Raw genomic sequence first — 25,295 nt, 5'->3', positions numbered from 1 at the left:
AATGGTTATACCAGAATCATTTCACTCAAGCCCTTACCGGCGGGAATCATCGGGAAAACATTTTCCTTCTGGTCGGTAATGAAGTTCATGAACACCAGCCTATCCTTCATATCGAACGCTTCTTTCAGCGCGCCTTCGACATCTTCCGGCTTCTCGATCTTCATGTCAACATGGCCGTAACTCTCGGCCAGCTTGGAAAAATCCGGCAGCGCATCCATATAAGATTCGGCATAACGGTTGCCATAAAAAAATTCCTGCCACTGCCTCACCATACCGAGGTAGCGGTTGTTGAGCAAAATGATCTTGAGCGGCAGATTGAACTGCTTGCAGGTAGACAGCTCCTGGATATTCATCTGGATGCTGCCCTCGCCAGTCACACAGGCCACCATTGCCTCGGGGTGGGCAAACTGCACACCCATCGCTGCCGGCATGCCGAAGCCCATGGTGCCCAAACCACCGGAGTTGATCCAGCGACGCGGCTGGTCGAACTTGTAATACTGCGCAGCCCACATCTGGTGCTGCCCGACGTCAGAGGTCACATAAGCGTCACCCCGGGTCACCTGGTGCAGCTTTTCGATCACGTACTGGGGCTTGATCAGGCTGCTATCGCGATCGTATTTCATGCAATCCTGCGAGCGCCATAGTTCGATCTGCGTCCACCAGGTCTTGAGTGCCGCCTGGTCGCGCTTCTCTTTGCTGGCCTGAATCAATTTATTCATCTCTGCCAGCACGTCCTTGACATTGCCAACGATAGGCACGTCCACCTTGACCCGCTTTGCAATGGAAGTGGGATCGATGTCGATGTGGATAATACGGCGGCCTTCCTGAAAAAAATGCTCCGGATTGCCGATAACACGATCGTCGAAACGGGCGCCGACGGCGATCAAAACGTCGCAATGCTGCATCGCCATGTTGGCTTCATAGGTACCGTGCATGCCGAGCATGCCGGTAAACAGCGGATCTGAGGCCGGGTAGCCACCCAGCCCCATCAGTGTGCTGGTAATGGGGAAACCGAGCTGGCGCGTAAGCTGGGTCAACTCTTCTGCCGCATTGCTCAAAACCACGCCGCCGCCGGTATAGAACATCGGCCGCTTGGCTTCCAGGATCATCTGCACCGCGCGCTTGATCTGCCCCGGATGACCCTTGATCACCGGGTTGTAGGAGCGCATCGTCACCTTTTTCGGATAAGTGAACTCAGTCTTGTGCTGGGTCACATCCTTGGGAATATCCACCACCACCGGTCCAGGCCGGCCAGTTGAAGCGAGATAAAACGCCTTTTTGATGGTCTCGGCCAGATCCCTGACATCCTTCACCAGGAAATTGTGCTTCACGCAGGGGCGAGTAATGCCCACCATATCCACTTCCTGGAAGGCATCCATGCCGATCGCAGCGGTCGGCACCTGACCGGAAATCACCACCAGCGGAATCGAATCCATATAGGCGGTAGCGATACCGGTCACGGCATTGGTCGCGCCCGGTCCGGAAGTCACCAGTGCAATGCCGGTCCGACCAGTGGCGCGCGCATAGCCGTCAGCAGCATGCACCGCAGCCTGCTCGTGCCTGACCAGCACATGCTTGAACTTGTTCTGCTTGAAAACTTCGTCGTAAATATTCAACACTGCACCGCCGGGATAACCGAAAACAAATTCGGCACCTTCTTCCGCCAGACAGCGCACAACGATCTCTGCGCCCGTCAATTCCATATATACAGCCTTAAATAATCATTCCGAGGAAACCTTAAATACTAATGGTTGCCGTCAACTTGGTCAAGTGCGACATTTTACCAAAGTTGCGAAAGACTCTGCTTTATTTTTCTTTATTTGATAACATACAGTGAAAGAACGTTACTCAGGAACTCTCCAACTGGCCACTTTTCAGGAACTTTCCAAGTTTCTTGCCGAAGTCGAACGACGCGCCTACAAACAGGCGCTGTTTGCCGTTCGCGATGAACATGGCGCTCTGGACATCGTGCAGGACTCCATGATGAAACTGACAGAAAAATACTCTGGCAAGCCCGTCGAGGAATTCCCGATGCTATTCCAGCGGATTTTGCAAAATACCATCCGCGACTATTACCGACGACAGAAAGTGCGCTCGTTATGGACCACCCTGCTGTCGTCTTTCTCTCCGCACCAGGAAGAAGAATACGATCCTCTGGAAACTTTAGAGGTTGAGGATGACTCGAATAAAATTCATCGACCGGAAGAAACTCTGGCTCGTTCTCAAGTCGTTAAATTGATTGAACAAGCATTAGAAATTTTGCCGGCTCGTCAACGGGAAGCATTCCTGCTGCGTTATTGGGAAGAACTGGATGTTTCTGAAACCGCTGCCGCGATGGGTTGTTCCGAAGGCAGCGTCAAGACGCATTGCTCTCGCGCCACCCATGCAGTGGCGGCGTTCTTGAAATCGAAGGGGATAGAGCCATGAACGAACCCATGAATGAATATGGCCTGGCAAAAAAAATTACGCAGCACCTTGATTACGGCACAGCCAACTTGGAAAGTCGCATACAGTATCGCCTTCAGGCGGCGCGCCAGCACGCCCTGGAAGTCTATGCAAAACCCCAGCATAGCTTTAGCCTGGCATGGGGCCATAGCGGAAACGGCGGCCACCATCACGGCAGCCACTCGCCTTTCCGTACCTGGCTACCTCTGGTAGTCTTGGTGTTGGGCCTGATGTTCGTCACCTACTGGCAAACCACTCAACAGCCGAGCGACATTGCGGAAATCGACGCGCATCTGCTGGCTGGTGATTTGCCGCTCCACGCCTTCATTGATAACGGATTCGACACATGGCTAGAAGGCTCCTCGCAGGAATAATCCTCACCTTCTGCCTGCTGGCACAAGGGATCGCACTTGCGGCTCAACCCCCAGAACCTCGGCAACCCAACTGGGCCGAACTTTCGCTCGAACAGAAACGGATTCTGTCTCCGGTAGGAGATCAATGGGACAGCATGCCCGCAATCCAGCGCAAGCGTTTGCTGGGTGTGGCCAAAAGTTACCCGAAAATGAAGCCTGACGAACAGCAACGTGTCCAGAAGCGTCTCAAAACCTGGACGTCACTCACCCCGGACGAACGTACCCAGGCACGCAATAAATATGAAAAACTGAAGCAACTGCCGCCTGAAAAGCGTCTGGAAATACAAAAAAAATGGCAGGAGTACCAACAGCTTCCTGAAGAAAAGAAAGCCCAGCTTAGGCGCGGAAAGAAAGCCCCTACCCCAATGGCTGCACCGCTCGCCATCCAAACCCCCAAGGCCAACCTGGAGCCCGCGACGAGCGACGCCCCCGCGCCCGCCACCCAGAACCCAACAGCGGATACGACCAAACCCTTTGTAAACTAACTCCAGCAGTTCAATGACGCTACCCACAAACACCCCGGGAATTACTCGCCGCCTTGCAAGCATGCTTTACGAATCACTGCTGCTGACAGCAGTGCTGTTTATCGCCGGCTTCATTTTTACCACTATTTTCCACTCACCTCTATCCCCCATTCTCCGATTCGTTTTCCAGATTTATCTGCTTCTGGTAATGGCATTCTATTTCATCGGGTACTGGATGCACGGTGGACAAACCCTGCCCATGAAAACATGGCACCTGCGGATAGTATGCACGGATGGCCAACCCCTTAGTCTGAAACAGGCATGCCTGCGTTTTCTTCTCGCCACGATTGGCGTAGGGCTGGGCTTCGGCATCCTGTGGGCACTATTCGACCGCGAGCATCTGTTCTGGCACGATCGCATGGCGGGAACCAAAGTGGTGATAAGTAATGAGTGATAGGCAATAGAATGGTCTCTCTATCACCCATTACCCTTCACCGTCTTTCAACCCACCACATCATCGTCATCGCCGCACAAAAGAACACCAGCGTAGGGAAAATGGCACTGAACATGGGCGACCAGTCGTTCAATAGCCCGAGATGAGCAAATAGCCGGTTCAATAAATGAAAACCCAATCCCAGCATGATGCCGGCAAATATTTTTGCGCTCACCCCACCTGAACGTCCCTGGTAATAAGCAAACGGCAATGCCAGCATAATCATCACCAAAACCGCAAAAGGGTAGGCCAGCTTCGACCACAGCGCAATTTCGTAGCGCGTCGTTTTCTGCTTGTTTTCACTCAGGTGCTGGACATAAAAATACAGGTTCCAGGCCGACATCTGCTCCGGCACCACCAGCAGCACATTAAGGATGTCAGGAGTCAGCACCGAATGCCAATAAGCCTCGGGAAGCTTACTGACTACCGTCCTGCCCGACTCGAACCGGGTCTGCGCCACATCCGTCAAGCGCCAGCGGTTCTCGGACACGTGCTCGCCGCGCTTTGCGTAACTAATCGCACGCAAACTAAAATCCGGGTCGAACTCATAGATTTTCACTCCCTTCATGGAGGTATCCGGCAGCACCTCCTCGACATTGACGAAGCTCCCCGCATCTTTCACCCACAGGCCGGAACGAAATTCCTGCGCCACTACCGAACTGGTGGCCTTTAAACGCAACTCTTGGGCAGCTCGCCCGCTAAGTGGCGCGATAAACTCACCGAAAACAAAGGTCAAAGCCATGAACAGCAACCCGGCTTTTGCCAGCGACAAGGCAATGCGCTGCACGGACAGTCCCGACACGCGCATCACGGTAAGCTCGGAATGGGCTGTCAGTTGCGCCAGGGCGAACAAGGAGCCGATCAAGGTCGCAATCGGGAATAGTTCGTAAACATGGCCGGGCAGTGAAAGCAGGACATAGCCAAAGATTTTGACCAGCCGGTAATCGCCCTTGCCCAAGTCGCCCAACTCGTGAATCAGATCAAAAAAAGCGAACAGCATGAGCAGGGCTGCGAACACCAACAACGTAGCCGAATAAATTTCACGTGCCAGATAGCGGCTGATGATTCTCATGTGCGCTCGCCACCGAGCCGAGGAATAAATTTTTTCAGCCAGATCATCCAGAATGGCGCCAGTACAAGCCGCCGGTAAAACAGGAACAACAGCACCAGCAACATCACGCCATGAACCAGCCATAGTCCGAGATACGGAGACAATTTGCTTTGCGCCACCCAGGCCTGGGTAATACTCAGGAAATTGCTGTAAACCATGTAGAGCAATAACGCCAGGATCAAATTAAGTGAGCGTCCTGCACGCGGATTGACGAAACTCAGCGGGATCGCCAGCAACGCCAGAATGAAAGCGCTGAGCGGCAAGCCCAGCCGCCACAGCAGTTCCCCCATATTGACCGGTGAACGGTCGCTCAGCAACATCAGCGTGGAAAGGGATTTCTGCGTCGGCGGGATCAGGCTCGCCTCAAAGGCATGGATCCGGATGGAATAACGTTCGAAGTCCATTATCTTGTAATCCGGTGTACCGCCCACGCCTTCATAGCGCCTGCCGTTGAGCAACACCAGGAATCGGTCGCCATTTTCTGATACCGTCTGATAGCCATGCTGAGCGACCAGTATGCCCAGCTTCTGAAGCTGGACAGAGCGCATGAAAATATTGCTTACCGTATTTTTTTCGCCAGCGAAGCTTTCCACGAAATACACCCGCTCGGCAAATTTGGATTCCTTGAATACGCCAGGCGCCACCGAGGATACATCATCGCGGCTGTCCATTTGCTGCCGGAACTCATCGCTTTTTCTCAAAGCCCAAGGGGAAACCACCAGACTTAAAAACGCGATGGCAAATACCGCCGGAGCGGCGAAGGTCACCACCGGACGCACCCATGCCCTGACGCTCAAGCCGGCGGTGAACCAGACCACCATTTCACTATCACGATAGCAACGAGTCAATGTCATTAAAACAGCAATAAACACCGTCAAGGACAGTAAAACTGGCAAGTAATTAATAATACTGAAGCCGAGGAAGGCCGCCACCGCCTCGTTAGCCACAGCACCACCAGCTGCCTGCCCGAGATAGCGGATCAGCATCGTGGTAAGGGTAATCATCATCAGCACCGAAAAAACCAGCAAAGCATTGCCGGCCATCTCGCGCAGCAGAGCGCGGCGGAAAATCATCGTTCTAGGTTTTCTTTGACTTTTAGACTGCAGTCTGCGGATAATTGCCGATTACTAAATATCATGTATAAAACCTGCCTGACGTACGCGGATATGCGGACAGGATCAAGTAAGGAGCAAAAAGTGGAATTTAGCATAAAAAGTGGTAGCCCGGAAAAACAGCGCAGCGCCTGCGTCGTGGTCGGCGTGTTCGAGCCACGCAAGCTGGCACTAGCCGGCGAGATAATCGACCAGATTTCCAACCATTACCTGAGCGACATTATCCGCCGCGGCGACATGGAAGGAAAGTCCGGCACCACACTCATGCTCCACAACGTTCCCAATACCCTGTGCGACCGGGTGTTGCTGATCGGTTTGGGCAAGGAGCGTGAATTCAAAGACCAAGAATATCGCAATGCTGTCCGCACAGCCATCAAAACCCTGAATGAAACCGGGGCGCTGGAAGCCTCGGTTTTCCTCACCGAACTCCCGGTCAAACGGCGCGACACCGCATGGAAAGTCGAGCAAGCCGTATTGATGGCCATGGAAGGGGTTTACCGCTTCGATCAGCTGAAAAGCAAACAGGAAGAAATGCGCCGCCCATTGCGCCGTATCGTCCTGAACGTGTCGCGCCGCACCGAACTGAGCATCGGCGAAGAAGCCGCCAAACAAGGCCAGGCGATCGCCGACGGCATGAACATGGCCAAGGACCTCGGCAACTTGCCGGGTAACATCTGCACCCCCGCCTACCTGGCCCAGCAGGCGCAGGAACTGGCAAAAACCTATAAACTCAAAATTGAAGTGCTGGAACAGAAAGACATGGAAGCCCTGAAAATGGGTTCGCTACTTTCCGTGGCGCGAGGTAGCCGCCAGCCGCCCAAGCTGATCGTTTTGCACTACCAGGGCAATAAAAAACACAAACCGGTGGTCCTGGTCGGCAAGGGCGTTACCTTCGATGCCGGCGGCATCTCCCTGAAGCCCGGCGCCGAAATGGATGAAATGAAGTACGACATGTGCGGCGCGGCCAGCGTACTCGGCGCGTTCAAGGCGGTGGCTGAGCTCAAGCTACCGATCAACCTGGTAGGCATCATACCGGCGACGGAGAACCTGCCGGACGGCAATGCCAGCAAACCCGGCGACGTTGTCACCAGCATGTCCGGACAGACCATCGAAGTGCTCAATACCGATGCAGAAGGCCGTTTGATCCTGTGCGATGCCCTCACCTACGCCGAACGCTTCGAGCCGGAAGCGGTAGTAGATATCGCCACCCTCACCGGCGCCTGCGTCATCGCACTGGGCAGCCATGCCTCCGGCCTGTTCAGCAGCCACGACGCCCTTGCCCGCGAACTGCTTCATGCCGGTGAATACGCGGTCGATCGTGCCTGGCACATGCCGTTGTGGGACGATTACCAGGAGCAACTGAAGAGCAATTTCGCCGATATGGCCAATATCGGCGGCCGTGCGGGCGGTTCCATCACTGCCGCCTGCTTCTTGTCGCGCTTCACCAAGAAATATGACTGGGCGCACCTGGACATTGCCGGCACTGCCTGGAAATCCGGCAAGGACAAAGGCTCGACCGGACGGCCGGTAGGGTTGCTGGTGCATTTCCTGATCAATAGGAGTGCTGAGTCCTGAGTGGAAAGTCCTGAGTAGACCACACCGTGTTTTACCTCCGGACTCAGGACTCGGAACTCAGGACTGAATTCAAATGACCCAAATCGATTTCTACACTCACGCTGCCGATAAATACCACACCGCTTGCGTGCTCTGCGCCAAGGCCGTGGAGCGCGGGTTACGGGTCATGGTTTACACGCCCGACGCTGCAACCACGGAAAGAATGGACAAACTGCTATGGAGCACGCCCGCTGTCGGTTTCATCCCGCATTGCCGCGCCTCGGATAGCCTTGCATCGGTCACCCCGGTGATCGTTGACCATAATACCGACACGCTGGCACACGACGACATCCTGCTCAATCTGCACACCGAACAACCCCTGTTTTTCAGCCGCTTCCACCGGCTGATCGAAATCGTCAGCACGGAAGAAAATGACCGCACCGCGGCGCGCGAGCGCTTCCGCTTCTATCGAGACCGTGGCTATGAAATTCATTCGCATGACATTGGAAATAAGGGCAGATAAATGGATCCCGCCAACGGCGAGCCCGACGTACTCGGAAAAATAGATGCTCTGCTTACCCGGCATCGCACCGGTGCGCCCACACGGCAAGATCTCGCATCGGCCGAGGCACAAGCTGCCCGGGCGGCTATTCCCGTACTGACAGAAATCATCACTGATGACAGCACCATCCCGGTTCTGACTGAAGCCGTACCCCCTTCCAGGACAAACGAAGCCGCAACAACCAGTCACGGGAAGCCTCCGCTCGATATCGAGGCCGCTGCAAGCGAGCAAGCCATCACAAACGAACTGGTCACAGACAATTCTCATGACGAAACAGCCCTGCACCAGATAGAGGAATTCATGGTGCAGGAACTGGAAAATCGTATTGCGCTCGAATTCACAGCCACTCTGGATCGTGCCCTGAATGAATTACTCGAACATTCACGAGAACATATCCGGCTTGCCGTACGAGTAGCACTCAGGCAGCGGCTCGACACCCCGCCCAACGGTGCAGGCGAAGACCCCGATCAGCCCTGACCGCCGGTCCGCTTCGACGGGGAAAACAGGTATAATTGCCGCCTTCCCGTTACTCCAAGAAATTCCAAACCATGGAACTCGCCAAAAGTTTTGAACCCGCCGCCATCGAGGCGCATTGGTACCCGCTGTGGGAATCCCGTGGCTATTTCAAGGCCGCCACCGAGGCTGACAAGCCTGCCTACTGCATCATGCTGCCGCCGCCCAACGTCACCGGCACGCTGCACATGGGCCACGCCTTCCAGGACACCCTGATGGACACCCTGGTGCGCTACCATCGGATGAAGGGCGAGAACACCCTGTGGCAGCCTGGCACCGATCACGCCGGCATCGCCACCCAGATCGTGGTGGAGCGCCAGTTGGATGCACAAGGCGTGTCGCGCCACGATCTAGGCCGTGAGGAATTTCTTAAGCGGGTGTGGGCTTGGAAGGAAGAGTCCGGCTCCACCATCACCCGCCAGATGCGCCGTCTCGGCGCCTCCTGCGACTGGTCGCGTGAGCGCTTCACCATGGACGAAGGCTTGTCGAAGGCCGTGACCGAGGTCTTCGTCACCCTCCATAGCCAGGGACTGATCTATCGCGGGAAACGCCTGGTCAACTGGGATCCGGTACTGCTGACCGCAGTGTCTGACCTGGAAGTGGTATCGGAAGAAGAAGACGGCTTCATGTGGCATATCCGCTACCCGGTCGAGGGTAGCGATGAAACACTGGTCGTCGCCACCACCCGCCCCGAAACCATGCTCGGCGACATGGCAGTGGCTGTCCACCCCGACGACGAACGCTACAAACACCTGGTCGGCAAGCAAGTGCGTCTGCCACTGTGCGAAAGAACCATAGCGATCATCGCCGACGACTATGTTGATCCGGCCTTCGGCACTGGTTGTGTCAAAATCACTCCGGCCCACGATTTCAACGACTATCAGGTGGGCCTCCGCCACCATCTGGAGCCGCTCAGCATCCTCACCCTCGACGCCAAAATCAACAATCTTGCACCGTCAGAATACCAGGGCATGGACCGTTACGAGGCGCGCAAAAAGATCATCTCCGACCTAGAAGTCCAGGGACTGCTGGTTGAAGCCAAACCACACAAGCTGATGGTGCCGCGCGGCGACCGCACCCATAGTGTGATCGAACCCATGCTCACCGACCAGTGGTATGTGGCGATGGAAAGCATCGCCAAGCGCGGTCTTGAAGTGGTCGCCGACGGTGAAGTGAAATTCGTGCCGGAAAACTGGGCCCACGTCTACAACCAGTGGCTTGAGAACATCCAGGACTGGTGCATCTCCCGCCAACTATGGTGGGGCCACCGCATCCCGGCGTGGTACGACGAGGATGGCAATATTCATGTCGCGCGCAACCTGGATGAAGCACAGAAACAGGCCGGCCCGGACAAGCAGCTCCGCCAGGATGAAGACGTACTCGACACCTGGTTCTCTTCCGCACTATGGCCATTCTCGACCCTGGGCTGGCCGGAAAAAACACCGGAACTCGCCACCTTTCTGCCCACCAGCGTACTGGTGACCGGCTTCGACATTATCTTCTTCTGGGTCGCCCGTATGGTCATGATGTCGGAACATTTCACCGGCCAGGTACCGTTCAAGGAAGTCTACGTGCATGGACTGGTGCGCGACATCCACGGCAACAAAATGAGCAAGTCCAAGGGTAACGTGATCGACCCGATCGACTTGATCGACGGCATAAGCCTCGAAGCACTGGTTGCCAAACGCCAGACCGGCCTGATGAACCCGAAGCAGGCGGAATCCATCGCCAAACTGACACGCAAGGACTACCCGGACGGTTTCCCCGCCTTCGGCACCGATGCAATCCGCTTCACCTTCGCCAGCCTTGCCAGCCATGGCCGCGACATCAAGTTCGACCTGCAGCGCTGTGATGGCTACCGCAACTTCTGCAACAAACTGTGGAACGCCACTCGCTTCGTGCTGATGAACACCGAAGGCAAGGACTGCGGTCAGGATGAATCTCTACCCCTGGATTTTTCAGACGTGGACAAATGGATCATCAGCCGTCTGCAACAGGCCGAGAAGGAAGTGGCTGAGGGTTTCGACACCTATCGCTTCGACATGGCCGCGCGGGCCATCTACGAATTCGTCTGGGACGAATACTGCGACTGGTACGTGGAACTGGCCAAGGTTCAGATCGCCAGCGGCAGCGATTCCCAGCAGCGCGCCACGCGCCGCACCCTGGTGCGGGCGCTGGAAACCACCCTGCGACTGGCTCACCCGATCATCCCCTTCATCACCGAAGAGCTGTGGCAGAAGGTCGCACCGCTGGCGGCCAAAAACGGCGAGAGCATCATGCTACAGCCCTACCCGGACGCTGACCTGGACCAGGTCGATGCCGCCGCAACCGGACGCGTTGTCCTGCTCAAGGAAATCGTCAACGCTTGCCGCACGTTGCGTGGCGAGATGAACCTCTCCCCGGCACTCAAAGTTCCGCTAATCGCACTGGGCGACATCTCCGAGCTGGCACCCTACATCCAGGCACTGGCAAAGATTTCCGAAGTGACCGTCGTACTGGGTGAGTTGCCGGTCGCCGATGCCCCCGTGGCTGTGGTCGGCGACATCCGCCTGATGCTCAAGATCGAGGTGGACAAGGAAGCCGAACAGGCACGGCTAGCCAAGGAGATTGCCCGGCTGGAAGGGGAAATCTCCAAGGCACAGGCCAAACTCGGCAACGAGAGCTTCGTCGCCCGAGCTCCGGCAGCTGTCGTTGCACAGGAAAAAGAGCGAATGGAGAACTTCGGCGCCACGTTGGAAAAGCTCAAGGCACAACTCGCCAAACTCGGGTAGGAGGCTGCCTGGATAGAGCCACTGCCATAATCCTGAAAACGGCGTTTCACCGCGGAGGACGCAGAGGACGCGGAGGAAAATAAGGGTTAGTCGAGCAGATTCCCCCATCGGGTGAATACGCGTATTGCCTAAGCATTTGAATTCCTCTGCGTCCTCCGCGGTTAGATTGCGTTTTCTAGCTTTGCACCTCCCTGTCAGGCGCGCAAAATAAAAAACCCCGCCGAAGCGGGGTCAATTCTTCTTATTAAGCCGTTTCCGGCTTATTGTTGATTTTATTCCTTGCCGCCAGCCGCCTGTGTCATGGCCTTCTTGATCGCTTCTGGAGATTCCATGATCTTCATGAAGCTGTTCGAACCCGACATTTTCAGGTCAGGGAAGTCAAGGGCGATACGAAAGCGTGCATACAGTGCGATGACCTTGTTGCCAGTAACCAGCATTTCATGGGGCAGATGTGCAGAGCCCTTAAGATCCTCAGAGTCGATCTGGCCCATGATGTACTTGTCATCCATGTACTTGTCGCCCCCCTTCATGGCCACACCGAATACGGACTCCTTCTTGCCGGTGACATCAACACGGTAAACCTTGGTACAGCCACCCTTGCCAGCTGCCAGATTAGCCTCGACTGCCTTTACGGCTTCCTCGTAGCTGCCATATTCAGCCAGGGTAACAGGCTCGTCGAAATACTCCATGCCGAACATATAGTGGTACTTGCGCAGCTTCGAGGCGGTCAGCCCCTTGGCTCCGAACTCTTCAACACTGCCCAGCGCAGCCTTCAGTTTCTCGGAAGTCTGCGGCAGTTCGCTGGCCATGCGATAGCCATTGGCCATGTAAGCCGGCGTGGTATAGGAAACCTGTACATCATTGCCAACCTTGGTCACCGCGACCCGCTGAGCCGCGCCAAAACCGCCATTCTCTGTTTTAGCCGCCGTGGTCTTCATCTCATCATTGGTCACCACGATGATCGTGGTTTCAGGATATGGGGAATAGCTGCCGGCGATGGTAAAACCGTTAGTCTGCAGTGCAGTTTTTGCTGCTGCTACCTTTTCTGCTACGGTGCCGGGTCCCTTGGAACCCAGCGTGAAGGGTTTGAGCTTTTCGTCCGCCAAGGCGGACCCCATGCTCAGACCCAGGGTCAAAGCGGTTAGCAACAGATTTTTCAAGATGCGATTCATGCTGTCTCCATATCATTTTATAATTTTAAATAAAAAAAGCTGGAAGTGATTTCTCACCTCCAGCCCCTTTTTTTGCTTACTTCACGAATGTGCTCTAGATAACGGCCAGATTAGAACTTCATGCCGTAAGCAACACCCAGCGAGTTTTGGTACATCTTGATGGTTTCGGTGCCCGTGCTAACAGAAGCACCAAAGTACGGGGAAGTCGGACCAGAAACAGACTTCTCCTGAGCATGCATATAGGAAACCGTAATTTCAGAATCTTTGGTTACACCATAGGTCGCACCCAAAGTGTAGTGATCCGTCACAACGCCGGGAGCAAGAATGTTGAAGGTTGTTTCACCCGATTTAATCGGGTTATCACCATGATTGATACCGGCACGAAGTGTCAGTGCGTCGTTGTACTTATATTCGACACCCAACTTCACGGCGTTAACATTGGACCAACCGAATCCCAGTCCGTTGCTCCCACCCAAGGCAAGTGGGCTTGTTGTACCGGCATATCCAGCAGTTATACCGGAATCGGCAATCGCTTTAACACCACTGTAATCAATGTGCTGATAATCCAGTGCAACCGTTATTGCCGGAGTAGCCTTGAATGCCACGCCCAGATTCCAGTTCATCGGAATATCGAAATCGCCCTGTTCTGCAAACAAACCAGCATAGCGCTTGAACTTGCTCATATCGATCTTGGGTGAATAGGTTGCGCCCAAGGTCACGGCATCCGTTACCTTGCCCTGCCAGCCAAGCCTGACACCCCAACCCGTGGAGGAATCATGGCCATTATTAGTTAGCTTTGTAGAATCAGAAGAAAGCGGACCAAAGGCCTGCAGGCCCTTCGCACTGAATCGCTGATAAACGAACAAGGGCGATACGCCGATGGAGTTGCTGGCGTTGACCTTGTAAGCAAAGGTCGGCGCAACAATCATTTGCTCCAGATTAACACCTGTAGATCCTGAACCGCACAACACGTTAGCCGAACCACCGCAACCGGTTCCCGGAATTGCACTGCCATTCTGGTAATCAGTATTCATGCCCCCATTGCCGTAAACAGTAATGCCTAGCGACATTTTTTCGCCCAGCATCATATTGTAGCCAAATTCAGGAATTAAAAAATCGTTGCTGCTACTGGCCTCGTTCATATCCAGAGAGCCGCCAGCCGATGCGGCACCGGTACGACTTGCAGCTCGTTTCGGGCTAAACCAATCAATGCCGACATCCAAACGATCACCGACAAACACCATACTGGCCGGATTGTTTGCGCCGCCCATGGCGTCGCTAGCCGTCGCGGTGGCTGCGCCACCCATGCCTTTGGCTTTAATACCGTAGCCATGGGAAAAATAACCGTTGGTTGCAGAAGCGATCCCTGGCATTGCCAGACCTGCAACAGCCAAAACGCCTACCAGTGCTTTTAATTTCATCTTGTGTGCCCTCCGTTGATCAATTCGTAAATTCTCTATGCCCGGCCGGAATGAATTCGTTCCTGATTGATAACCCAATCCAGACCTTTCGCTAGCCATGGTCTGAAATATGTCACAAACTGTTACATGTCTCAAACACTTTCTAAAGATTTTAGTATATTAGCCCCATCTAATTTACTAAATATCAATTATAAACAATAAATTAACAACAAGTAGCTTTGTTGCTTTTTCGCAACAATCGGGTTTATTCCTGAAATGGTTTAACAATTTCACCCTTCATCTGAAGTTTAACGATTTCAATATCTTCCGGACCTAACTTAAATGGGTATGACAATATGTTGGCCGGATTGCTGTCGCCATAAGGTCGGTTGCATGCCGATATTTCAGCATCGTCCTTGCCCGGACAACCGGAAGTACGGAATGGCTTGCCGGCGTTGATAAACCTTGCCAATTCGCTTCCCTCCACGCCAAAATCAACCACCTGCCCAGCCTCATCGAACACCATGCGACGAAATTCACCACCCGCATAGTCGATGAGGTAGCGCGCGAGTTGCACCCGCCGCCATTGTGCAGGCCCGCAGGCCGGACTATCTTCCATCAGGGAACCATTCTCGGGGAAGAAGGCAAACAGATGGCTATGGCCGCCCAACTCCTTGATACGTTGCACCACTTCGAGCAATTCGCGCTCCGTTTCCCCCATGCCGCAAATCAGGTGCACTCCGAATTTTTCCGGACCAAAAATATCCGCCGCCCAGATTATCGCCTGCCAGTATTTTTCCCAGCGGTGCGGGCTGTCCACGACCTTGCCTCGGGTGCGCTCGAAGATTTCCGGCGTTAAGGCGTCCAGCGCCACGGTAAAGATATCTGCGCCAGCCTGCTTGAGGCGCACCAGATCATCGCGTTCCATGGTAGTGGGATTGGAGAGGATGGAAACCGGAATATGCGGCAACTCACTGACCCATTGCGTCAGCAACTCCAGCGTATCGAGGTTTGAATCAGGATGGCTGATCATGGAAATGCACATCCGCTGGAACCGTCCCTTGTCCCCGCCAGCTCGAACGCGTGCGATCACTTCCCGGTAGCTCAGCGCCGGCCAATCCACCCGGATGAAGTTGCGGTCGGCATAATCGCGCGTTTCTTCGCGGTGCCGCGCCAGGCCGCAATAGGCGCAATTGGCGCGGCAGCCCTCGGGATAAGTCAGCAGCAAGTTAAGGCAATGCGTGCAGTCGGTACGATACATGCGGCCCGGCACCAAGCCGAGCGTGATGGCGGCTGCCGTGCTCATCTGGACGTATTCGGGAGAACGCATCGTCGGCGTCTTGATGCGGTAATCGGGATGGTAAAAATCAGGGGGCATCTCAATCACGCTATGGCTCCTCGTAATATTCCGGAAAAGCGACCCATCCGCGCCGCTGCACCCTGTCCTCACTCGCCGCTGGCCTACCCCAACACTTCCCTAACCCGGCTCGACGCACCAAAGCTCGCTCCAGACTGGCACTGAATTGTTCGCGGACAGTATTTTCATAATTCATCAACGCATTATCCTCGTGCCCCATCAACCTGTCCGCTGCAGCCTGCCCTGCCAATTCACCAGACACCACGGCGGCGGCGATGCCGGCACCGGTAATGGGATGCGTCAACCCAGCCGCATCCCCGACGAACAGAACGTTACCCACCACCAAATTCTGGCGCAGGCCGCTGACCGGAATCGACCCGCCGGTTCGATACAAGATATCCGCCCCCACTCTGCCCTCCACAACGAGCTTGAGGTGAAGCGCATCCAGCGCTGCCTTGGTGTCAGCCGCAAAGCGCTTGTCCACACCGAGGCCGAGGTTGGCTACCCTGCCCTTGGGAAATAGCCAAGCATAGCCGCCAGGATAGTCTGGCGACAGCCAGATTTCGGTATTCTCTGCGACCTCAGGCAGCGGTACGGTGTATTGCCGGGTGTGTACCGTTTCCTGCCGGGGCAGCCCGAGCGACCGAGCCACGAAGGAGTGCGGCCCGTCAGCTGCAATTAGCAGCCGATAATCAAAATATATCTCTCCCTGTGGCGTAAGCACAATAGCCGACGAACCTGCGCCATCCAGACCGGTCAGGCGGCTGTTCAAGTACAGCCTGGCGCCGCTTTGCCCAGCCTGCCGAGCCAATGCCTGATCGAATGCGGCGCGGTCTATCATCAGGCCGGGCGCATCACTTTTTTCCACCCACCCCGAAGGCAGGTGACTGGTCATGCCCCGAATGCGCTGCTGCGACACCCCCTCGGGCACAGCGTAACGAGCCAACGGCAAGGGAATGAATTCGGCACACTGCACCGGCACACCGATTTCCTTACGACACTCCACCGCGGCCACGCGCAACCCGGCTTGCGCTGCGGCCAATGCCGCCGCGGCGCCAGCCGGACCGAGCCCGACCACCAGCACATCCACTTCCACTCTCATCCGACAGCTTGCCGGATCACTGCTGCAAAATCATCCGGTGTAAGCATCAACAAATCCGCCTGCTGCCGAGCGAAAAACGACCGGATTATTTCTTCGACCCCATCCAGCTGCACATTGCGTAATGCCGCCTCCAGATCAACCACCGCGCGCTTCGGGCTGACGAAAAAATCGCCGCTGAACCACACTTGCCTGATACGACCGGCGCGCGCATCAAACGCGAGGCTTACCCGCAGCAAGCCACCGGAGAATTTGCGCGATGCCTGCAGGATCGGCATATCTTCCGCCGGGAGGTCAATCAGATTGACCCAGTCCGGATGGCCGATCTCGGCCAGGGCATCTTGATAACGCGCCAACTCTGCCGCAGCCAGATTGCCCGGGGCGAAAGAAACACCGAACTCCTTGGTGAATGCCCCGGTCAGCGCCGCCTTGACCACCTCAAGGTCGGGCACCTGATCAAGCAAATCGGCCAAATTCGTCACCCGCTCCCGCGCCGAAGAAATTGCCTTGTCAGAAAGCTTTTCGGCCGGGATGCGCAGCACGCGCAGCATTTTTTCCACGTCGAACCGAAGCAGCAGCGTGCCCTGGTACATCAGGGCATTACCCTCGAACGCGCCGCCGGTTCCGGAGATCTTTTTTCCCTCCACCTCGATGTCATTGCGCGGGCGGTATCTCGCCTCGACGCCCAAGGCAGAGATTCCCCGCGCCGCCGCTACACAGATGCGGCGAGCAATCTGCTCCATGTCGGCGCAGCCGAGAGTCTCTTTGGTAAGGTAGAGTTCCCAGCCGATCTGGGTTTCATCGAAGTAGATCGCCCCTCCGCCAGTGATACGGCGCTGTACGGTAATATTGTTGGCACGGCAGTAATCGAGATCGAGCTCCTGCTCCGCACTCTGGTGATAGCCGAGCAGCGCGCTTGGCCGGAAGCGCAAAAACCGCAGGGTATTGGGGATTTCATCGGCCTGACGCGCTTCAAGCAGGGCGCGGTTGAGGGCGATATTCTCCGCCGCCGGCCTCAGGCCGGTATCGATGACGCGCCAAGTTTTGTCCATACTCCGCCCCCCATCACCATCTCGCCACCCACTGCCATTGAACAGCAAGCAGAGGCAATACGCGCCTTCCGGCCGAGCCGAGCCGCCAGTTCGACCATGCCGTCGGCAGGATGCGCGATCCCATTCAAACCGGCCATCAGCGCATAGGCATCGATCTCGGCCTTGACCTGACCTGCCGGTCGCGCACAACCGAGCAGCAACGGGATATCCGGCAAGGCCTGTCGCGCGTCGAGAAAAAAACGGCCGACTTCAAGGCTGTCAGGTACGCCGAAAGGCTGGTGGGCCGGTGCGTAGAACGGCATCACCACCACCAGCACAACGGCTGCCGGCTGGTGGCGGCGCAGCATTTCCAGCGCAACCCGTTCGCCCAGAAGGTGACCGTAATGAAGCCCCAACACGATGTGCGGCACCACCTTAAGGCGCGTCGCCACCAGATTCTCCAGTGAGCGCTCGAAGTCGTCCACGCTGCGCTTCAGATGATAGACCTGGGTGATGGTCTCCTGCGCGCCGATTACATCCATCATGGCGGCATCGATGCCGCTGTCCTCCATACGTAGCGCCATATCCCTGTCCACCAGTGCCGTATGCAGTGCGATCCTGAACTCCGGGAATACCTCTTTGATATGCCGGATAGTCGCGTAGTAAGGATCGTACTCGACTTCGTTGTGATGGTTGGAGCCTCCGGTCAGCAGCATGCCACGAGCGCCGTGTTCGATCTGCTGGTTGGCTACGCGCCACAATTCTTCCGGAGTACGGGCCGGAATCATGCTTGCGAGAACTCTGCCTTTGCAGTGATCACACTGCAATTTACAGTCCGGTCCGGTAATAGAAACTGCTGGCCAGGCGCTCTTGCTGCAGGAGGCGATTTCGGATGTGGCGTAGGATTTGAAGCTTGGCGTATAGAAATCGATGCTGTCGTCCATTGTATCAGCGGCACACTGCATTTCCCCTACTAGGGCGGCATCCAGTGAGAGGCCTTCCAGTGGCTCGATCTTTGCTGCAATGTTCAGCCAATCCATTTAAGCACCGCCGCAGTCATTAAACATGACGGGCTCCATAATGCAGTTCAACAAAACATTGAACCGCGAAGGCGCCAAGGACGCAAAAGAAACACAACAACATGGGTTACCTCGCGTTCCTTGGCGCCCTTTGCGGTAAAAAAATGCAGTCGGCAGGCAACAATTATGCGCAGCCCGGAAAACCTTCTGTCTGCATCTTGGCCTCGAACGCCTCGGCCGCAGCCAACCCACTCAGGAGCGAGCCGGACTCCCCTGTCCAGTCGGAAGGTTTTATCCTGATCAGCCAGCCAGCACCGTAAGGATCGACGTTGATCATGCTGGGCACGGCGACTGCCGCCTCGTTGACGGCAATAATTTCGCCACTGACGGGCGCCTTGACTGGGCCGACCCATTTGCCCGACTCAATGGTGCCGGTGGATTTGTTCTGGTCAACCACCCGACCCACTTTCTTTGCCGTCCAGGCCACGATCTCCCCCGACAGTGCGCAGCCGTAAGTGGTCATACCGACGACAATGGTCTCGTCCGACTCGTGTCGAGCCCACACGTTATCGTCCACGTTGTAATACAGGTCATCGGGGAAATTGCAGCCGCGTACTAAAGCCATTCTCATCTCACCCTTTAAAAGTAAAAAAGGGCAGGCGATATCGCCTGCCCTTTTTTGACTGCATCAGTTCAACCTGCTGCCATACATTAGATGTACAGGCAGATATCGGTCTCTCCAGCAAACTCGAAGAACGACGCTGCGCCAACAAACTCAACATTGTCGATAAATTGGTTATGCTCGAATCCGAACAGTTCCACCGTCATCTGACAGGCAAGGAATTTCACCTCCGCCTCGACGCAAAGATCACGCAATTCATCGATGGTGGCAACCCCACAGTTTTTGATGGTCATCTTCATCAATGTGGTCGCCAGTGATTCATAACCGGGAATGCTGGCCTGAACGATATTGGGAATGTTCCAGTTGATATCTTTGAACCACTTCGGTCCAAATGGCATCTTCATCGGCATGCCAGGGTTACCCAGCGGGCTGACTTTCAGTCCGCTGGTATCCTTGCGAAGAAGTTGCAATCCGTAGAAAGTACAAAACACCTGTACATCATAACCCAGGGCTGCGGCCGTGGATGCCAGAATGAGAGGTGGATAAGCCCAGTCAAGCGTACCCTTGGTCGCGATGATTGCAAGTTTCTTCGACATGATTTGTTGCCTCCAGGTTGTAGATAATTATTATTTTTTCAAACTATTTTTATTATTTCTTCTTCATGAAGAACTGATATTTGCCGCCTGCTTCAGCAGAAGACAGCAACTCGTTGCCGGTCTGCTTGGCAAAAGCTTGCATATCCTTGACGGAACCCGGGTCGGTAGCAATTACTTTCAGCACCTGACCGGCAGTCAATTCGGCGAGAGCTTTCTTGGTACGCAGGATGGGCAGGGGGCAGTTCAGGCCGCTAGCGTCCAATTCTTTATCGAAGTTCATTTTTCTTAGTCTCCTAAAGTGGTGGGTTTAGATGTAAAAAAGGATTTTATAATATAGATAAGGGCAAATTGCAACAGCCGCGACTATTCCCTGACAAAAATCAAGCCGCTTTGGCAACTGCCAGACCGGACTGCGCCCAGGCTATAATGCCACCCTGCAAGTTATACACGTTGTCGTGCCCCTTGGCAGCCATGAAGGCACAGGCCTGCGCCGAACGCGCGCCCGAACGGCAATAGAAGACGGTATGAACATCCTTGTCGAGCTCGTCCGCCTTGATCGGCAACAGGTGCAAGGGCAGATGTAGCGCACCTTCGATCACACCGTAAGCGACTTCGTTATCACTGCGCACATCCACCAGGGCAAGATTCTTTTTCTCGCTCAACAGGGAGTGCAACCCAGCTACATCAATTTCCTTGATGCCGAACATATTGGTTCCAAACATGACGATATTTTCCTTACATCAACAAAATCAGAGTTCGCTAATATACCAAAAAGCAGAGAATCTACAATTACTTTTATTTATGCGCACATAATTTTATTCTGTTCAACCTCATTACTCCAGTCTTTAATAAAAGACCACGCAACCGCACCACAAGTTCCGGAGCGCGAGCTCCGTCACCCATCCTCCCATATCCACTATTCAGCCGCCACCCAGTGGCCCGATTTGCCACCCTGTTTCTCCAGCAGACGTATGCCATCCATCCTCATACCACGATCCACCGCCTTGCACATATCGTATATGGTCAGCAAACCGACGCTCGCAGCAGTCAACGCCTCCATCTCGACGCCGGTGCGGCCCAAAGTTTCCGCCGTGACGATACATTCGATCGCCGCATTGGACTCGTCCACATTGAACTCCACGCCAACCTTGGTGAGCGCGAGCGGGTGGCACAAGGGAATCAATTCGGAGGTGCGCTTCGATGCCTGGATAGCAGCAATACGAGCAACGCCTAGCACATCGCCCTTTTTGGCCCCGCCCTCCAGAATCAGCTTCAGCGTTGCAGGCTGCATGATAATTTTGCCCACAGCGCGAGCAATGCGGCGAGTTTCCGACTTTTCTGCCACGCCCACCATATGCGCCTGTCCAGCCTCGTCAAAATGGGTGAATCCGCTCATTTTTGGCACCTGAATACTGAACTTATATTTTAAAGCGATTATCATAGCACCATGAATTTACGCCACCTAGTCCTGCTCATCCCCCTGCTGACCATGCCGGGCGTGTTGGCTGATGGCCTGCCCGACTTGGGCGAGGCATCACAAAGCGGTTTTTCCCCGCAAACCGAGCGCCGCATCGGGGAGGCCATCATGGTTGACGTCCGTCATGATCGTAGCCTGGTGGATGACACCGAACTGACCGACTACCTCAACAACCTGGGCTACCGACTGGTAGCCTCCAGTACGGAAAATCGCCAGGATTTTGAATTTTTCGTGCTGCGTGACAACACTTTGAACGCCTTTGCCCTGCCAGGCGGGTTTATCGGTGTGCATACCGGACTGATACTCGCGGCACAGAGCGAATCCGAGCTCGCCGCCGTACTCGGCCACGAGATCGCCCACGTCACGCAGCACCACCTGGCGCGTATCATCGCCAAGCAGGAGCAAAGCGCGGTTACCTCGCTAGCCGCGCTGGCGGTGGCGATCCTGGCTGCGCGCTCCAATCCGCAGGTTGCCAATGCCGCCATGGCGACGGCCCAAGCGACTTCCATCCAGACTCAGCTAGACTTCACCCGCGAACACGAGCGCGAGGCCGACCGCATTGGCATCCAGACACTGACCCAGGCCGGGTTCGACCCGCGTGCCGCGGTTTCTTTCTTCGAACGACTGCAAAAATCCAGCCGTCTGTACGAAAACAACGCGCCGGAATACCTTCGTACTCACCCGATCACCAGCGGTCGCATTGCCGACCTGCAGAACCGCCTGGAAGACAAGCCCTATCGCCAGGTTCCTGACAGCCTGGAATTCCAGCTAGTGCGCGCCAAGCTGCGCGCCGAGGAAGGAACGCCGCAGCAAGCAATCGCACACTTCGAAGAAGCGCTGCGCGAAAAGAAATACAGCAGCGAAGCTGCCAGTCGTTATGGCTTGGCAGCTGCCCTGCTGCGTGCCAAGGAGACCGCGCGCGCCGAGCAGGAGTTGGCACAATTACGCAAAATCACTGCGCCTAACGCAATTACCGAAAACCTGGACGCACTGATCAAGACTGCCTCCGGCCCGCCAGGTGCCGCCCTCGCCCAATACCAGACTGCACTGAAAAGCTTTCCCAATCACCGGGCACTGGTGTACGGTTACGCTGAAGCCTTGCTGCAGAACCGCCACATCAGCGATGCACTGAAGCTGGTCGGCGACCGGCTGCGCCGTTTTCCCAACGACGCCCGGCTCTACGAATTGCAGGCGCAAGGCTACGCCATGCAGGGCAAGATGCTGCTCTCTCACCAGGCGCAGGCCGAAGCCTACACCCGACAGGGCAATCTGGTCGCCGCCATCGAGCAGCTGCAGCTTGGCTTGAAAGCGGGTGACAGCGATTTTTACCAACTTTCCATTGCTGAGGCGCGACTCAAAGCATTGCGTGTCGAACATGCCGAACTTACCAAGAAACCCTAGCGTTCAGAGGGGTGTTATTTTTCCTCATTCCCTCCTGGTGGTACTTGAAAAATCCACAGGCAGCGTCAAAATAACTTTAGTATGCTTAAGGGAATCGAATGGGTAGCAAGCGTCAAGAAACTCCGGTACTGGAAACAGTAAAAAGCAAGCTGAAGACCCCGCCACTGTTCAATGTGGTATTGCTGAACGATGACTTCACTCCGATGGAGTTTGTGGTCGAGGTACTGCAGCAATATTTTTCCAAGACCTACGAACAAGCGACGGAAATTATGCTCAAAGTACATACTGAAGGCGTTGGCCTATGTGGGGTGTACCCCAAGGACATCGCCGCAACCAAGGTGGAACAGGTCGTGGCATTCGCCCGGCAGCATCAACATCCGCTGCAATGCGTGATGGAGGAAAAGTAAAATGATCGCACAGGAACTTGAAGTCTCATTGCATATGGCTTTCATGGAAGCGCGCCAGAAGCGCCATGAGTTCATTACCGTAGAGCATCTGCTGCTGGCCATGCTGGACAACCCCAGCGCGGCCAAGGTGTTGCGCGCCTGTGCCGCCAACATCGACGAGTTGCGCAAAACCCTTGCCGACTTCGTCACCACTCAGACTCCCACCATAGCCGGCTCGGGCGAAGTGGACACGCAACCCACCCTGGGCTTTCAGCGCGTGATCCAGCGCGCCATCCTGCACGTCCAATCTTCCGGCAAAAAAGAAGTGACCGGCGCCAACGTGCTGGTGGCAATTTTCGGCGAGAAAGATTCCCATGCGGTGTATTTCCTCAGCCAGCAAGGCATTTCCCGCTTCGACATCGTGAACTACATCTCGCACGGCATCAGCAAGGTACCTGAAGGCAATGCGCCTCGCCAGGATCCGGAGCAGGAGTCCGAGCAGGAGTCCGCTCCCGCCGGTGCGCTGGAAAATTTTACTCTAAACCTCAACGTTCATGCTCTGGCTGGCAAGATCGATCCGCTCATCGGGCGCGAGCTGGAACTGGAACGGACCATTCAAACCCTGTGCCGCCGCCGCAAGAACAACCCTCTACTGGTGGGCGAGGCTGGTGTTGGCAAGACCGCCATTGCCGAAGGACTGGCTCGCCGCATCGTCGAGGGCGAGGTTCCCGAAGTGCTGGCCGAGAGCACGGTCTACTCGCTCGACATGGGCGCGCTGCTGGCTGGCACCAAGTACCGTGGCGATTTCGAACAGCGCCTCAAGGCGGTACTCAAGCAACTCAATGATGACCCTCACGCCATCCTGTTCATTGACGAAATCCACACCCTGATCGGTGCTGGCGCCGCTTCCGGCGGCACGCTAGACGCTTCCAACCTGTTGAAGCCTGCCCTGAGTTCCGGGCAGCTGCGCTGTATCGGCGCCACCACTTACAACGAGTATCGCGGCATCTTCGAGAAAGATCACGCTCTGTCGCGGCGCTTCCAGAAGATCGACGTGCCCGAGCCCAGCGTGGAGGAAACCGTAGCCATCCTGCGCGGCCTGAAATCGCGCTTCGAGGCCCACCACGGCGTCAAGTACACGGCGACTGCGCTGACCACGGCGGCTGAACTGTCAGCACGTTACATCAACGATCGCCACCTTCCCGACAAGGCCATCGACGTGATCGACGAAGCCGGGGCTGCACAGCGCATCCTGCCGAAATCAAAGCAGAAGAAGACCATCACCAACAAGGAAATTGAGGAAATCATCGCCAAGATCGCGCGCATCCCGCCAAAGAATATCTCCAGCGATGATCGAAGTGCCCTCAAGACCCTCGACCGCGACCTCAAGTCCGTGGTGTTCGGCCAGGACAAGTCGATCGATATGCTCGCCTCTGCAATCAAGATGGCTCGTTCCGGCCTCGGCAATCCGCACAAGCCGATCGGCTCCTTCCTGTTTTCCGGTCCAACCGGCGTCGGCAAGACCGAAGTGGCACGGCAGCTGGCCTACACTCTGGGCATCGAGTTGATCCGCTTCGACATGTCCGAATACATGGAGCGGCACGCGGTATCACGCCTTATCGGCGCCCCGCCCGGCTATGTAGGCTTCGAACAGGGTGGACTGCTGACCGAGCAGATCACCAAACACCCTTATGCGGTGCTGCTGCTCGATGAAATCGAGAAAGCCCACCCCGACATCTTCAACATCCTGCTGCAGGTGATGGACCACGGCACGCTCACCGACAACAATGGCCGCAAGGCGGACTTCCGCAACGTGATCATCATCATGACCACCAACGCCGGCGCCGAATCGCTGACCAAGAGCAACATCGGCTTCACCACTGCACGGCAGCAAGGCGATGAAATGGCGGAAATCAAACGGCTATTCAGCCCGGAATTCAGAAACCGCCTGGACGGCACCATCTCCTTTGCGCCGCTCAGCCGCGAGGTCATCCTGCGTGTGGTGGACAAATTCCTGATGCAACTGGATGAACAGCTCCACGAGAAAAAAGTAGATGCCGTGTTTACTGACGCACTGAAGGATCATTTAGCCAAGCATGGCTTCGACCCGGCAATGGGTGCACGACCGATGGCGCGGTTGATTCAGGACACCATCCGCAAGGCGTTGGCGGACGAATTGCTGTTTGGCCGACTGGCCCATGGCGGCAAGGTCGTGGTGGATATCGACGAACAGGAGAAGGTCCGTCTCGAATTTGCCGAGAACAACGAAAAAGCCGTCAGTGTCTAACCGCAAAAAG

Annotated in this window: 25 protein-coding genes; 11 read left to right on the top strand and 14 right to left on the bottom strand. The window is 55.6% G+C overall.

What is annotated here, in order from left to right; all coding sequences use genetic code 11:
- Window positions 1–5 precede the first annotated feature (5 nt).
- Entirely contained in the window at window positions 6–1,703 is a 1,698-nt protein-coding gene (locus SCD_RS04065) for an acetolactate synthase 3 catalytic subunit (RefSeq protein ID WP_009206394.1), read from the bottom strand.
- A 160-nt stretch (window positions 1,704–1,863) separates the two neighbouring features.
- Here SCD_RS04065 and SCD_RS04060 point away from each other — a divergent pair, with 160 nt between their 5' ends.
- Genes SCD_RS04060 through SCD_RS04045 form a run of 4 tightly spaced genes read left to right on the top strand, consistent with a single transcriptional unit; the run spans window position 1,864 to window position 3,776 of the window.
- On the top strand, window positions 1,864–2,427 hold the full coding sequence (locus SCD_RS04060) for an RNA polymerase sigma factor (RefSeq protein WP_041673674.1): 564 nt from the start codon (window positions 1,864–1,866) through the stop codon (window positions 2,425–2,427).
- Window positions 2,424–2,819 carry a DUF3619 family protein gene (locus SCD_RS04055; protein ID WP_009206396.1) on the top strand — a complete coding sequence of 132 codons (396 nt, stop codon included), beginning with the start codon at window positions 2,424–2,426 and terminating at the stop codon, window positions 2,817–2,819. Before SCD_RS04060 ends, SCD_RS04055 begins: the two co-directional genes overlap by 4 nt.
- Window positions 2,792–3,343 (top strand): DUF3106 domain-containing protein, encoded by a 552-nt coding sequence (locus SCD_RS15565; protein WP_009206397.1) that lies wholly within the window; start codon window positions 2,792–2,794, stop codon window positions 3,341–3,343. The genes SCD_RS04055 and SCD_RS15565 overlap by 28 nt, the downstream gene beginning before the upstream one ends.
- Before the next feature lie 13 nt (window positions 3,344–3,356).
- Entirely contained in the window at window positions 3,357–3,776 is a 420-nt protein-coding gene (locus tag SCD_RS04045; protein ID WP_009206398.1) for an RDD family protein, read from the top strand.
- A gap of 37 nt (window positions 3,777–3,813) precedes the next feature.
- Here SCD_RS04045 and lptG read toward each other — a convergent pair whose 3' ends face one another.
- Both lptG and lptF read right to left on the bottom strand, forming a co-directional pair.
- Window positions 3,814–4,887 carry an LPS export ABC transporter permease LptG gene (lptG, locus tag SCD_RS04040; protein ID WP_009206399.1) on the bottom strand — a complete coding sequence of 358 codons (1,074 nt, stop codon included), beginning with the start codon at window positions 4,885–4,887 and terminating at the stop codon, window positions 3,814–3,816.
- The gene (gene lptF, locus SCD_RS04035) at window positions 4,884–5,999 is read right to left on the bottom strand and encodes an LPS export ABC transporter permease LptF (RefSeq protein WP_009206400.1); all 1,116 of its coding nucleotides are present in this window, start codon (window positions 5,997–5,999) and stop codon (window positions 4,884–4,886) included. Before lptF ends, lptG begins: the two co-directional genes overlap by 4 nt.
- A gap of 123 nt (window positions 6,000–6,122) precedes the next feature.
- On the opposite strand from lptF, the gene SCD_RS04030 reads away from it, so the two are divergent.
- From SCD_RS04030 to SCD_RS04015, 4 genes are all read left to right on the top strand, one after another.
- The gene (locus SCD_RS04030) at window positions 6,123–7,613 is read left to right on the top strand and encodes a leucyl aminopeptidase (RefSeq protein ID WP_009206401.1); all 1,491 of its coding nucleotides are present in this window, start codon (window positions 6,123–6,125) and stop codon (window positions 7,611–7,613) included.
- Window positions 7,614–7,686: 73 nt separating this feature from the next.
- Complete coding sequence (locus SCD_RS04025; RefSeq protein ID WP_009206402.1) at window positions 7,687–8,115, top strand: DNA polymerase III subunit chi; 429 nt, start codon at window positions 7,687–7,689, stop codon at window positions 8,113–8,115.
- Entirely contained in the window at window positions 8,116–8,631 is a 516-nt protein-coding gene (locus tag SCD_RS04020) for a hypothetical protein (RefSeq protein ID WP_009206403.1), read from the top strand.
- A 71-nt stretch (window positions 8,632–8,702) separates the two neighbouring features.
- Window positions 8,703–11,438, top strand: coding sequence for a valine--tRNA ligase (locus SCD_RS04015; protein WP_021035774.1), 2,736 nt, complete (start codon window positions 8,703–8,705; stop codon window positions 11,436–11,438).
- A gap of 272 nt (window positions 11,439–11,710) precedes the next feature.
- Here SCD_RS04015 and SCD_RS04010 read toward each other — a convergent pair whose 3' ends face one another.
- The 11 genes from SCD_RS04010 to moaC form a co-directional block, all read right to left on the bottom strand.
- Entirely contained in the window at window positions 11,711–12,610 is a 900-nt protein-coding gene (locus SCD_RS04010) for a hypothetical protein (protein WP_009206405.1), read from the bottom strand.
- Window positions 12,611–12,720: 110 nt separating this feature from the next.
- Window positions 12,721–14,031: an OmpP1/FadL family transporter gene (locus tag SCD_RS04005; protein ID WP_009206406.1), complete on the bottom strand. Its 1,311-nt coding sequence runs from the start codon at window positions 14,029–14,031 to the stop codon at window positions 12,721–12,723.
- A gap of 244 nt (window positions 14,032–14,275) precedes the next feature.
- The gene (locus tag SCD_RS04000) at window positions 14,276–15,388 is read right to left on the bottom strand and encodes a radical SAM protein (protein WP_041673670.1); all 1,113 of its coding nucleotides are present in this window, start codon (window positions 15,386–15,388) and stop codon (window positions 14,276–14,278) included.
- 10 nt (window positions 15,389–15,398) lie between these two features.
- Window positions 15,399–16,469, bottom strand: coding sequence for a geranylgeranyl reductase family protein (locus SCD_RS03995; protein ID WP_009206408.1), 1,071 nt, complete (start codon window positions 16,467–16,469; stop codon window positions 15,399–15,401).
- Window positions 16,466–17,518, bottom strand: coding sequence for a lipoyl protein ligase domain-containing protein (locus tag SCD_RS03990; RefSeq protein ID WP_009206409.1), 1,053 nt, complete (start codon window positions 17,516–17,518; stop codon window positions 16,466–16,468). The genes SCD_RS03995 and SCD_RS03990 overlap by 4 nt, the downstream gene beginning before the upstream one ends.
- Window positions 17,482–18,537: a radical SAM protein gene (locus SCD_RS03985; RefSeq protein ID WP_009206410.1), complete on the bottom strand. Its 1,056-nt coding sequence runs from the start codon at window positions 18,535–18,537 to the stop codon at window positions 17,482–17,484. The genes SCD_RS03990 and SCD_RS03985 overlap by 37 nt, the downstream gene beginning before the upstream one ends.
- Window positions 18,538–18,700: 163 nt before the next feature.
- A complete protein-coding gene (locus SCD_RS03980) occupies window positions 18,701–19,141 on the bottom strand; it encodes a glycine cleavage system protein H (RefSeq protein WP_021035773.1) in 441 nt (146 codons plus the stop codon).
- An 86-nt stretch (window positions 19,142–19,227) separates the two neighbouring features.
- On the bottom strand, window positions 19,228–19,734 hold the full coding sequence (dsrE2, locus tag SCD_RS03975; RefSeq protein ID WP_009206412.1) for a sulfur carrier protein DsrE2: 507 nt from the start codon (window positions 19,732–19,734) through the stop codon (window positions 19,228–19,230).
- 52 nt (window positions 19,735–19,786) lie between these two features.
- Window positions 19,787–20,014, bottom strand: coding sequence for a sulfurtransferase TusA family protein (locus tag SCD_RS03970; protein WP_009206413.1), 228 nt, complete (start codon window positions 20,012–20,014; stop codon window positions 19,787–19,789).
- Between the two features lie 100 nt (window positions 20,015–20,114).
- Entirely contained in the window at window positions 20,115–20,456 is a 342-nt protein-coding gene (locus SCD_RS03965) for a rhodanese-like domain-containing protein (protein WP_009206414.1), read from the bottom strand.
- 194 nt (window positions 20,457–20,650) lie between these two features.
- Entirely contained in the window at window positions 20,651–21,130 is a 480-nt protein-coding gene (gene moaC, locus SCD_RS03960) for a cyclic pyranopterin monophosphate synthase MoaC (RefSeq protein WP_009206415.1), read from the bottom strand.
- A gap of 51 nt (window positions 21,131–21,181) precedes the next feature.
- Here moaC and SCD_RS03955 point away from each other — a divergent pair, with 51 nt between their 5' ends.
- The 3 genes from SCD_RS03955 to clpA all read left to right on the top strand — a co-directional run bounded on the left by SCD_RS03955 (window position 21,182) and on the right by clpA (window position 25,285).
- Window positions 21,182–22,612 carry a M48 family metalloprotease gene (locus SCD_RS03955; protein ID WP_009206416.1) on the top strand — a complete coding sequence of 477 codons (1,431 nt, stop codon included), beginning with the start codon at window positions 21,182–21,184 and terminating at the stop codon, window positions 22,610–22,612.
- Window positions 22,613–22,710: 98 nt separating this feature from the next.
- Window positions 22,711–23,019: an ATP-dependent Clp protease adapter ClpS gene (clpS, locus tag SCD_RS03950; RefSeq protein WP_009206417.1), complete on the top strand. Its 309-nt coding sequence runs from the start codon at window positions 22,711–22,713 to the stop codon at window positions 23,017–23,019.
- Window position 23,020: 1 nt separating this feature from the next.
- Entirely contained in the window at window positions 23,021–25,285 is a 2,265-nt protein-coding gene (gene clpA, locus SCD_RS03945) for an ATP-dependent Clp protease ATP-binding subunit ClpA (protein WP_009206418.1), read from the top strand.
- Window positions 25,286–25,295 lie beyond the last annotated feature (10 nt).

The sequence above is a fragment of the Sulfuricella denitrificans skB26 genome, from assembly GCF_000297055.2.
Lineage (GTDB): Bacteria > Pseudomonadota > Gammaproteobacteria > Burkholderiales > Sulfuricellaceae > Sulfuricella > Sulfuricella denitrificans.
This window is presented reverse-complemented; position numbering and strand designations above follow the sequence as displayed.